The following is an 11,124-nucleotide window of genomic DNA, read 5'->3' on the forward strand; positions in this document are numbered from 1 at the left end:
TCGCGGGGTTCAGGCACCGCGCCAGCGTCCCGCCGCCCGCGAGATTCGACCGCGCAGCGCCCCGGCATAGGAGCGCAGCCCCTGTCCCGCCCGCGGGCGCGCAAGGCCGTCGCGGGCGTCGAGGTCGTCGAACGCCTCGGCCCGGGCGACCAGCTCCGCCGCCACCGCCCGCGGGTCGGGGATCGTCCAGCGGAACTCGAAGCCCTCGGCCGGCGCGTAGCGGGTGCCGTCGAGGTGGTAGTAGCGGGCGGTGGTTCCGGCGAGGCGGTCGATCAGCGCGAAGTTGCTGTTGACCGCCGGCATCCAGTTGAGGCCCAGCACGCGCCGGCCGGGTGCCGCGAAGATCGTGGTGTGGAACGCCGAGCCGGTCGAGCCGAGGATCAGCCGGCGCCGGCTGAGCAGCCGCACCTGCTCGCCGAAGGCGAGGCGCTCCGGATAGGCGATCTCGACGCCGCGCCGGTCGAGTTCGGCCACGAGGTCGTCCTCGTTGGCGATCCGGGCGATGCCGGTGGCGAGCCGGCTCTTCGACAGGTAGAGCGGGCGCGCGTCGGCATCGGTCTCGGCGGAGTCGTGGAAGCCGGCCCCGATCTCCCGGCACAGGGTCCCGAACACCGCGTGCGCCTCGACCTGGGCCCGGAACGCCGGCTCCGGCACGATCAGCCGGCCGATTCGCACCGGCTCCTCGAAGGCGACGAGATCCTCCGGGGCGAGGCCGAGCCGCCCCAGGATGGCGCGCAGGAAGTCGAGGGCGCCGAAGGCCGGCAGCGGATCGAAGGTGTGGATCAGGAGCCGCGGCCGCGGGCCGTCGTGCCCGGCGAGCGGCCACAGCCGCGACAGCGTGTCGACGATGACGTGCCCGTAATGCGGCACGAGGTGACCGAGATAGAGGTACTCGCCGTCGGGCGCCGCCGGCAGGCCGGCCGGGTCGGGGGAGGGGCCGTCAACGCCGTCGGGACCGAGCCGGCCGTCCGGGCCGAACACGCCCCACGAGCCCTCGAAGCGGTGCGGCAGGTAGACCGCGTCCGCCACCTCCCGCACGACCGGGAGGTCGTCGCGCAGCGCACACTCGCCCCACCAGTCACGGCAGCGTCGTAGCCTCGTCGTCATCCGGTCCCGTTCCGTCCTCGGCGGCATATGGCGCCCCGGCGGGGGCGGGGCAATCGGGGGCGGCGGTACCGGGGCGACCGTCACCGGGGCGACCCGGCCCCGGCGAATCGGCGCGCCGACGCGCCTTTCCGCTTGCCCGCCCCGGGCGCGGCTCCCCATGATGCCGGCCTCCGCTCCACGATTCCGCACCCGGGAGAGGCGCCCCGCCGCCGATGACCGAGCACGCCGCCGTCTCCGCCTCCTACAAGGAGGCGATCCTGTTCCTCGTCACGGCGGGCCTCGTGGTGCCGCTGTTCCACCGGCTGCGCATCAGCCCGGTGCTCGGCTTCATCGGCGCCGGCGCCCTGCTCGGGCCGTCGGGCCTTGGCCGGCTGACCGAGGCGGCGCCGTGGCTGTCCAACGTCACCATCGGCAACCGCACCGAGATCGCACACCTCGCCGAACTCGGCGTGATCTTCCTCATGTTCATGATCGGGGTCGAGCTGTCGTGGGAGCGCCTGCGCATCCTGCGGCGCCTCGTCTTCGGCTTCGGCTCGCTCCAGGTGATCGTGACGAGCGCGGTGCTCGGCGGGGTGCTGATGCTGCTCGGCGTCGCGCCGGCCGCCGCGACCCTGGTCGGGCTGGCCCTCGCCCTGTCCTCGACCGCGGTGGTGCTGCCGGTTCTGGCCGAGCAGAAGCGCCTCAACGCCCCGGCCGGCCGGGCGAGCTTCGCGGTGCTGCTGTTCCAGGACCTCGCCGTCGCGCCGGTTCTGTTCGCCATCGCGGTGCTCGGCCGCAAGGACGGCGGCGCGCTGAGCGGCCTCGCCCTGGCGCTGGGGCAGGCGGCGGTGGCGCTCGCCGTCCTGGTGGTCGCCGGGCGGCTCGCCCTGCGGCCGCTGTTCCAGCTCGTCGCCCGCACCCGCAGCACCGAATTGTTCATGGCCGCCTGCCTCCTCGTCATCGCGGCGACCGCCCTGGTGGCGGCGGCGAGCGGGCTGTCGATGACGATCGGCGCCTTCGTGGCAGGGTTGCTGCTGGCCGAGACCGAGTACCGCCGCGCCATCGAGGCGACGATCGACCCGTTCAAGGGGCTGCTGCTCGGGGTGTTCTTCGTCTCGGTCGGCATGAACCTCGACCCGGCCGAACTGGTGCGGGCGCCGGTGGCCGTGCTCGGGCTGGCGCTCGCGCTCATCGCCGTGAAGGCCGCGATCATCGTGGCGGTGGCGGCGGCGCTCCGCCTGCCGCGGCCGGTGGCGATCGAATCGGCGCTGCTGCTCGGGCCGGGCGGCGAGTTCGCCTTCGTGCTCCTCGGCGGCGCCATCGCGACCGGCCTCGTGCCCGAGAATGTCGGGCAGGCGGCGCTGATCGTCACCACCGTCACGATGGTGCTGATCCCCGGCCTCGCGGCGCTCGCCCGCCGCCTGTCGGCCCGCTCCGACCGGCGCAACCTCGGCCGTGCCCGGGCCGAGCCGCCCCCGCCCGACAGGCAGCCCGGCCGGGTCATCATCGCGGGCTACGGCCGGGTCGGGCGGCTCGTCGGTGAGATGCTGGCGCGCCACAAGGTCCCCTACCTCGCCCTCGACCTCGACGCCGCCCGGGTCGCCGAGCAGCGCCGGCTCGGCAAGCCGGTGTATTTCGGCGATTCGGCCAACACCGAGATGCTGCGCCGCTGCGGCATCGCCACTGCCCGCGCCCTCGTCGTCACCCTCGACCAGCCGAGCGCCGTCGAGGCGGCGGTGCTCACCGCCAAGGCCGAGCGGCCCGACCTCACGGTGGTCGCCCGCGCCCGCGACGCCCGCCACGCCCGCGCCCTCTACGAGATGGGCGTCGACGACGCAGTGCCGGAGACGATCGAGGCCTCGCTCCAGCTCTCCGAGGCGGTGCTGGTCGACGTCGGCGTGCCGATGGGCCACGTCATCGCGTCGATCCACGAGCGCCGCGACGAGTTCCGGGCGCTGCTCAAGCGCAAGGAGGAGGCGCCGGCTCCCGAATTCGCCGCACGGCGCACGGTCGGCAAGGCCGGATGAGCATGGCGCGCCTGCGTTTCGGCCCCCAGCAGGAGGCCGCCCTGAAGGCGGTCTCGGACTGGCTGCGGCAGGGTTCCCCCCAGGTGTTCCGCCTGTTCGGCTTCGCCGGCACCGGCAAGACCACCCTCGCCCGGCGCCTCGCCGAGGACGTCGAGGGCGGGGTGCTGTTCTGCGCCTATACCGGCAAGGCCGCCTCGGTGATGCGGGCCCGCGGCTGCCCCGACGCGACCACGATCCACAGCCTGATCTACCGCACCCGCGAGGATGCCGAGGGCGGGCCGGCCTTCACCCTCAACCGCACCGGCCCGGTGAGCAAGGCGGCGCTCGTCGTCATCGACGAATGCTCGATGGTCGATGCCGACCTCGGCAACGACCTCCTGTCCTTCGGCGTGCCGGTGCTGGTGCTCGGCGATCCGGCGCAACTGCCGCCGGTGCGCGGCGGCGGCTTCTTCACCGAGGCGGAGCCGGACGTGATGCTGACCGAGGTCCACCGGCAGGCCGAGGGCGACCCGATCGTGCAACTCGCCATGCGCGTGCGCGAGGGCGGGCGGCTGGAACCCGGCGAGTACGGCGCCAGCCGGGTGATCCCGCGCCGGAGCATCGACCCGCAGACGGTGCTCGCCGCCGATCAGGTGCTGGTCGGGCTCAACCGGACCCGGCGGCTCTACAACGGCCGCATCCGCGAGCTGATCGGCCATGCCGACCCGATGCCGGCGGTGGGCGAGAAGCTGGTCTGCCTGCGCAACGACCGCACCAAGGGCCTGCTCAACGGCTCGACCTGGACGGTGCAGGCCCTGCGCGCGGCGCCCCGGCCCGACCTCGTGCGCCTCGACGTGGTGCCGGAGGACGACCCGGCCCTGCGCCGCAAGCCGCAGGACATCCGGGTGCTGCGCTCGGTGATCCTCGGCAGCGACGAGGAGGTGCCGGCGATGCTGAGGCGCGAGACCGAGGAGTTCACCTACGGCTACGCGCTCACCGTCCACAAGGCGCAAGGGTCGCAATGGGACAAGGTGGTGCTGTTCGACGAGTCGTTCGCCTTCCGCGAGCACGCCCGCCGCTGGCTCTATACCGGCCTGACCCGGGCCGCGGAGGCGGTGACGGTGGTGGTGTGAGGACGCCTCAATATTCGTCGAGCACGAGGCTGCACACGCACAGCGCGAAGACGAAGATCGAGGACCCGAGGAGCAACACAAGTCCGATCATCCGAAAATCTCCCGAGCGGGATGCCGGCCCGGCGGCCGTCTGCTGTCGAGGCTCGGGATTAGGCGGTGATCGTTGCACCGATGTTTCCTTGCGGCAACGGATCGCGGTACGCACCGGTCTCGCCGGGACTGCGGTTAACCTGTCGTCAACCGGTTCGCGCGAAAGCCGCGCATCGCCCGGCGGGCGGCGAACCCCTTCCCCCCGGGGCCGCGGTATGGGATGAGCCGGGGCATGACGACCGAAGCTCCCGACCTCACGGCGCTCAAGGCCGAGGCGACCGCCTGGTTCTCGACCCTGCGCGACCGGATCTGCGCCGCGCTCGAGACCCTGGAGGACGAGGCGGCCGGGCCGTTCCCGCCCGAGACCGACGCGCCGGGCCGGTTCGCCCGCACGCCCTGGACCCGCACCGACCACAGCGGGGCGCCGGGCGGCGGCGGCACGATGGCGATGCTGCGCGGCCGGGTGTTCGAGAAGGCCGGCGTCCACGTCTCGGCGGTGTACGGCGAGTTCGCCCCCGAGTTCCGCGGCCAGATCCCCGGCGCCGCCGAGGACCCGCGCTTCTACGCCACCGGCATCTCGCTGATCGCCCATCCGTGGAACCCGCACGTTCCGACCGTGCACATGAACACCCGTTTCGTCGTGACTACGAAGGCGTGGTTCGGCGGCGGCGGCGACCTCACCCCGGTCCTCGACCGGCGCCGGACCCAGGACGACCCCGACAGCGTCGCGTTCCACGCCGCCTACCGGGCCGCCTGCGAGCGCCACCCGGCCGCCGACTACGCCCGCTACAAGGCGTGGTGCGACGAGTACTTCCACCTCAAGCACCGCGACGAGCCCCGCGGCATCGGCGGCATCTTCTACGACTACCACTGGACCGGCGACCCGGCCGCCGACCTCGCCTTCACCCGCGACGTCGGCGGGGCCTTCCTCGACGCCTACCCGGCGATCGTCAGGCGCAACGTCGCCACGCCCTGGACCGAGGCCGACCGCCACGAGCAGCAGGTGCGGCGCGGGCGCTACGTCGAGTTCAACCTGCTCTACGACCGCGGCACCATCTTCGGGCTCAAGACCGGCGGCAACGTCGCGTCGATCCTGTCGTCCATGCCCCCGACCGTCCGCTGGCCCTGACGAGTCCGTGCGCGTCGCCTCCGACCTCGCCGCCGTCGTCCTGTGGATGGCCGGCGCCCTGACGGCGTTCTCGGCCACCGCGATCGCGGTGCGCGAGGTCGCCCCGGCTCTGCCGCTGTTCGACATCCTGGCGGCGCGGGCCGGCACCGGCACGGCGGTGATCGGCCTCGTGGCGCTGCTGGGCCGCGGCCCCGGCCTCCGCGCCCGGCGGATGCCGCTGCACCTGCTGCGCAACCTCGCCCACGCGGTCGCCAATTACGGCTGGACCTACGGCGTCACCCTGCTGCCGCTCGGCGTCGTCTTCGCCCTCGAATTCACCACGCCGGCCTGGGTGACGCTGCTCGCGGTGCTGATCCTGCGCGAGCGCCTCACCGGCTCGCGCGCCGCCGCGGTCGCCCTCGGCTTCCTCGGCGTGCTGGTGATCCTGCGCCCGGGCATCGCCGCGCTCCAGCCGGCGAGCCTGATCGTGCTCGTCGCCGCGCTCGGCTTCGCCTTCACGGCGGTCGCGACCAAGCTCCTCACCCGCACCGAGACGACCTTGTCGATCCTGTTCTGGATGAACGCGATCCAGTTGCCGCTCAACCTCGTCGCCGGCCGCCTCCTGCCCGGCAAGGCGGCGGTGCCGTTCGTCGTCCAGCATCACGGGGTCGCGCTCGCGGTGCTGTGCGTCGCCGGCCTCGCCTCGCACTGGTGCCTCACCAACGCCTACAAGCGCGGCGACGCGATCCTGGTCATCCCCCTTGACTTCCTGCGCCTGCCGCTGATCGCGGTGGTCGGCTGGCAGTTCTACGGCGAAGCGCTCGATCCGTGGCTGTTCGCCGGCGCGGCCCTGATCGTCTCCGGCATCGTCTACAACCTGCGCCGCGAGGCCCGCCGCGCGCCGCGGCCGCTGCCCTCCGGGGCTTGACCCGGCGCCGCGCCTCGCGCGTTGATGGCGCATGCTGCTGACCTTCTTCACCGAGCTGCGTGCCGCCCGGGTCCCGGTCTCCCTGCGCGAGTACCTCACCCTGCTCGACGCCCTCGACCGCGACCTCGCCGACAAGCGGGTCGAGGAGTTCTACTACCTGTCGCGGGCCGCGCTGGTGAAGGACGAGCGCAACCTCGACAAGTTCGACCGGGTGTTCGGGCAGGTGTTCAAGGGCGTGACCAGCCTCGGCGAGGCGGTCGAGCCGCAGGCGATCCCCGAGGACTGGCTGCGCAAGCTCGCGGAGCGCTACCTCAGCGAGGAGGAGCGCAACCAGATCGAGGCCCTGGGCTGGGACAAGCTGTTCGAGACTCTCAAGGAGCGCCTCGCCGAGCAGAAGGGCCGCCACCAGGGCGGCTCGAAGTGGATCGGCACCGCCGGCACCTCGCCGTTCGGCGCCTACGGCACCAACCCCGAGGGCATCCGCATCGGCCAGGACCGCAACCGCAACTTCCGGGCGGTGAAGGTCTGGGACAAGCGCGAGTTCAGGGATCTCGACGACCGCGCCGAGCTGACCTCGCGTACCATGCGGGTCGCGTTGCGCCGCCTGCGCCGCTTCGCCCGGACGGGAGCGGCGGAGGAACTCGACCTCGACGGCACGATCCGCTCGACGGCCGATCGCGGCTTCCTCGACGTGCGCCTGCGGCCGGAGCGCCGCAACGCCGTGAAGGTGCTGCTGTTCCTCGACATCGGCGGCTCGATGGACTGGCACGTGGAACTCGCCCAGGAGCTGTTCACCGCCGCCCGCTCGGAGTTCAAGCATTTCGAGCACTTCTACTTCCACAACTGCCTGTATGAAGGCGTGTGGAAGGAGAACCGCCGCCGCCATTCCGAGACGACGCCGGTGCTCGACCTGATCCGCACCTACCCGTCGGACTACCGGGTGGTGTTCGTCGGCGACGCCTCGATGTCGCCCTACGAGATCGCGATGCCGGGCGGCTCGGTCGAGCACTGGAACGAGGAGGCCGGGCAGGTCTGGATGGGCCGAATCCTCGACCATTTCCCGCGGGCGGCGTGGCTCAATCCGGTGCCGCAGCCCCATTGGGGCTACACCCAGTCGATCCAGATGATGCGCCAGCTCATGACCGGCCGGATGTTCCCGCTGACCTTGGAAGGGATCGACGGGGCGATGCGGGCGCTGGTGCGATGACTGGGTTCCCAAGAGCGGCTGCCGCTTTCCGCTTCACTCCCTTTCCCGGACGACTGAAGCGACAGCGGAAGGAGATCCGGGATCCAGCACAAGACGTCGCGAAGCGTCCGAAGCTCTGCAACGTTGCAGGATATGGAGCCGCTTCGCGGCACATCTGACGTCTGGTTCCCGGATCTCCTTCCACTTCGTTCCAGTCGTCCGGGAAAGGGGCCCGCCCGACTGCACGGCACGCCATCGCGGGCGGTGCGGCCTGTGGCCGGCCGGCCACGAGGCCAGCCGCCGACACTCGGAATCCGGTTCAGGCACTGGACCGACCCCCGCGAACGAGAAATCCTGCCCGGAAGCCGGTGGCGTTCGGGACGGCGGCGGGGGAGGGATCGTGGTGAGAGGTGCGCTTCCCCTGGCGTCCGGCCTGTGGCTGCTCGCCTCGGCGCTGCCCTCCGGGGCGCAGGTCGTCCATGACGGCCAGTTCTGGTTCAACGCGACGATCTTCGGCGGGGTCGGCAGCGTCGCGTATTTCGCCGAGGTGCAGCCGCGCGTCGGCGACGGTCTCTCGCGCCTCGACCAGCTCATCCTGCGGCCGGCGATCGGCTGGAAGCTCGATGATCGCCTCTCGCTCTATCAGGGCTACGCCCGCGTCGAATCCACTCCGCTCGGCGGCCGGGCCTTCGGCGAGGACCGCAGCTTCCAGCAGGTCAACTGGGAGATCGGCCGGATCGGCCGGCTGAAGCTCTCGTCGCGCACCCGCTTCGAGCAGCGCTGGCAGACCAACGGCCGCGACGTCGGCTTCCGCCTGCGCGAACAGGTGCGCGCCGCCTACCCGCTGACGGACGCCAAGGGGAGCGTCTCGGCGCTGGGCTGGGTCGAGACCTTCGTCGCCCTCAACGACACCGACTGGGGCGCCCGCGCCGGGTTCGACCGGGTCCGGGCCTTCGTCGGGCTCGAGATCCCGGTCGTGGACAGGTCGACGATCGAACTCGGCTACATGAACCAGACGGTCAACGCCCCGGCCCGCGTCGAGATGGACCACGTCCTGTCGCTGAGCGTCCTCTACCGGCCGTGAGGCTCAGCCCTGGCGCGCCGGGGTGGTGACGGTCAGGCCGTCGATCTCGGGGGTGACGCGGATCTGGCAGCACAGGCGGGAATTCGGCCGCACGTCGGAGGCGAAGTCGAGCATGTCCTGCTCCATCGGCTCGGCCGGGCCGACCCTGTCCTGCCATTCCTCGGCGACGTAGACGTGGCAGGTGGCGCAGGCGCAGGCGCCGCCGCACTCGGCGTCGATGCCCGGGACGTTGTTACGCAGGGCGGTCTCCATCACGGTCGAGCCGACCTCGCCCTTCACGGTCCGGGGCGTGCCTTTGGCATCGACGTAGGTGATCTGGACCATCGCTCGCTCCGAGCCTTCCGGCGGGCCGCGTCCGGGTGGTGTCGCGGCGGGGTCTGATTGGAGGGTGCGCCCCCGGAATGCAAGCGCTCCCTCGGCATGCCGTGGTCGTCCCGGACGGCACCATGGACCGGCGCCGTCCTCGAAACGGACGCCGGCACAAAGGTCTAGGATGCCGTCGAGTTCCCCTGGGCCGGCCGAAAGTGGAGGCCGGGCCGGGGACGCGACCTATTTGCCGCAGCGCGAGATGACCGGGAGCATCACAGGATGAACCGGCTGAGATCGGCGTTCTGCGCCAGGCTCTCGACCCGCTCGCGGACATAGGCGGCGTCGATCGTCATCGACTCGCCCGAGCGGTCCGGCGCGGTGAACGAGATCTCGTCGAGCACCCGCTCCAACACCGTCTGGAGCCGGCGCGCGCCGATGTTCTCGACCGAGGAATTGACCTCGACGGCGACGCGGGCGAGCGCGTCGATGGCGTCGTCGGTGAAGCCCACGGTCACGCCCTCGGTCGCCATCAGGGCTACCGCCTGCTTGATGAGGCTCGCCTCGGTCTCCGTGAGGATGCGGCGGAAGTCGTCCACGGTGAGGGGGCTCAGCTCGACCCGGATCGGCAGCCGGCCCTGGAGTTCCGGCAGCAGGTCGGACGGCTTCGAGACGTGGAAGGCGCCGCTGGCGATGAACAGGACGTGGTCGGTCTTCACCGGCCCGTGCTTGGTCGCGACGGTGGTGCCCTCGATCAGCGGCAGCAGGTCGCGCTGCACGCCCTCGCGCGACACGTCGGCGCCGGAGCGGCCCTCGCGGGCGCAGATCTTGTCGACCTCGTCGAGGAACACGATGCCGTTGTCCTCGACCTCGCGTATCGCCTCCTGGACGATGGCGTCCTGGTCGAGGAGCTTGTCGGATTCCTCGGCGATGAGCGGCGCGTAGGCATCGCGCACGCTCATCCGGCGCGGCTTGGCGCGGCCGCCGCCGAGCGCCTTGCCGAGCATGTCGCCGAGATTGACCGCGCCCATCGCGGCGCCGGGCATGCCCGGGATCTCGAACATCGGCATGCCGGCCGGGCCGCCGCCGGCGAGTTCGAGCTCCACCTCCTTGTCGTCGAGTTCGCTGTTGCGCAGCCGGCGCCGGAAGGCGTCGCGGGTCGACTGGCTCGCGGTTGGGCCGACGAGGGCGTCGAGGATGCGCGATTCGGCGGCGGCCTCGGCCTTGGCCTTCACGCTGCGGCGCTTCTCGTCGCGCTTGAGCCCGATCCCGACCTCGACGAGATCGCGCACGATCTGCTCGACGTCGCGGCCGACATAGCCGACCTCGGTGAACTTGGTCGCCTCGACCTTCAGGAACGGCGCTCCGGCGAGCTTGGCCAGCCGACGCGAGATCTCGGTCTTGCCGCAGCCGGTCGGGCCGATCATCAGGATGTTCTTGGGCGCGACCTCCTCGCGCAGAGGGCCCTGGAGTTGCTGGCGCCGCCAGCGGTTGCGCAGGGCGATCGCGACGGCGCGCTTCGCGTCGCCCTGGCCGACGATGTAGCGGTCGAGCTCGGAGACGATTTCGCGGGGGGAGAACGTGGTCATCGGGGTCCCGTGGGATGGGGCGGCCGGGGGGCGGCGAGACGAAGGGAGAAGCCGGACAGCGGGCTCACGGCGTGTCCAGGCTCTCGATGACGAGGCTGCCGTTGGTGTAGACGCAGATCTCGGCGGCGATCCGCATGGCGCGGCGCACGATCGCCTCGGCGTCGAGATCCTGCTCCTCCAGGGCGCGGGCGGCGGCCAGCGCGTAGTTGCCGCCCGAGCCGATCGCCATCACGCCGCCCTCCGGCTCCAGCACGTCGCCGGCGCCCGACAGCAGCAGGCTCACGTCGCGGTCGGCGACCAGCATCATCGCCTCGAGCCGGCGCAGGTAGCGGTCGGTGCGCCAGTCCTTGGTCAGCTCGACGCAGGCGCGGGTGAGCTGGCCGGGATACTGCTCCAGCTTGCCCTCCAGGCGCTCGAACAGCGTGAAGGCGTCGGCGGTGGCGCCGGCGAAGCCGCCGATCACCGCGCCCTTGGCGAGGCGGCGCACCTTGCGGGCGTTGCCCTTCACGATGGTCTGGCCGAGGCTGACCTGACCGTCGCCGCCGATGACCACGCGCCCGCCCTTGCGGACCATCAGGATCGTCGTCGCGTGCATGCGGGGGGCGCCT

At 72.0% G+C, this 11,124-nt stretch carries 10 protein-coding genes; 6 read left to right on the top strand and 4 right to left on the bottom strand.

All coding sequences use genetic code 11. The features are described from left to right. Positions 1-9: 9 nt before the first annotated feature. Positions 10-1,107 carry a glycosyltransferase family 61 protein gene (locus EOE48_RS16790; protein ID WP_187371448.1) on the bottom strand — a complete coding sequence of 366 codons (1,098 nt, stop codon included), beginning with the start codon at positions 1,105-1,107 and terminating at the stop codon, positions 10-12. Between the two features lie 212 nt (positions 1,108-1,319). Between EOE48_RS16790 and EOE48_RS16795 the strand changes: the two genes are divergently transcribed. The 6 genes from EOE48_RS16795 (at position 1,320) to EOE48_RS16820 (ending at position 8,621) form a co-directional block, all read left to right on the top strand. Beyond that, entirely contained in the window at positions 1,320-3,113 is a 1,794-nt protein-coding gene (locus EOE48_RS16795; RefSeq protein ID WP_127731193.1) for a cation:proton antiporter domain-containing protein, read from the top strand. Between the two features lie 2 nt (positions 3,114-3,115). Then, positions 3,116-4,225, top strand: a complete 1,110-nt coding sequence (locus EOE48_RS16800) for an ATP-dependent DNA helicase (RefSeq protein ID WP_425463669.1) — start codon at positions 3,116-3,118, stop codon at positions 4,223-4,225. A gap of 322 nt (positions 4,226-4,547) precedes the next feature. Further along, positions 4,548-5,444: an oxygen-dependent coproporphyrinogen oxidase gene (gene hemF, locus EOE48_RS16805; protein ID WP_127731197.1), complete on the top strand. Its 897-nt coding sequence runs from the start codon at positions 4,548-4,550 to the stop codon at positions 5,442-5,444. Positions 5,445-5,451: 7 nt separating this feature from the next. Next, positions 5,452-6,351, top strand: coding sequence for a DMT family transporter (locus EOE48_RS16810; RefSeq protein WP_127731199.1), 900 nt, complete (start codon positions 5,452-5,454; stop codon positions 6,349-6,351). A 31-nt stretch (positions 6,352-6,382) separates the two neighbouring features. Further along, entirely contained in the window at positions 6,383-7,558 is a 1,176-nt protein-coding gene (locus EOE48_RS16815; protein ID WP_127731201.1) for a vWA domain-containing protein, read from the top strand. Between the two features lie 382 nt (positions 7,559-7,940). After that, positions 7,941-8,621 (top strand): DUF2490 domain-containing protein, encoded by a 681-nt coding sequence (locus tag EOE48_RS16820; protein ID WP_246154536.1) that lies wholly within the window; start codon positions 7,941-7,943, stop codon positions 8,619-8,621. Between the two features lie 3 nt (positions 8,622-8,624). Here the strand turns inward: EOE48_RS16820 and EOE48_RS16825 are convergent, their stop codons facing one another. From EOE48_RS16825 to hslV, 3 genes are all read right to left on the bottom strand, one after another. Beyond that, positions 8,625-8,945 carry a 2Fe-2S iron-sulfur cluster-binding protein gene (locus tag EOE48_RS16825; protein WP_127731205.1) on the bottom strand — a complete coding sequence of 107 codons (321 nt, stop codon included), beginning with the start codon at positions 8,943-8,945 and terminating at the stop codon, positions 8,625-8,627. Between the two features lie 257 nt (positions 8,946-9,202). Next, positions 9,203-10,516: an ATP-dependent protease ATPase subunit HslU gene (gene hslU, locus EOE48_RS16830; RefSeq protein ID WP_127731207.1), complete on the bottom strand. Its 1,314-nt coding sequence runs from the start codon at positions 10,514-10,516 to the stop codon at positions 9,203-9,205. 64 nt (positions 10,517-10,580) lie between these two features. Further along, positions 10,581-11,111: an ATP-dependent protease subunit HslV gene (gene hslV, locus EOE48_RS16835; RefSeq protein WP_127731209.1), complete on the bottom strand. Its 531-nt coding sequence runs from the start codon at positions 11,109-11,111 to the stop codon at positions 10,581-10,583. Between the last annotated feature and the right edge of the window lie 13 nt (positions 11,112-11,124).

Source organism: Methylobacterium oryzihabitans (assembly GCF_004004555.2).
GTDB lineage: Bacteria > Pseudomonadota > Alphaproteobacteria > Rhizobiales > Beijerinckiaceae > Methylobacterium > Methylobacterium oryzihabitans.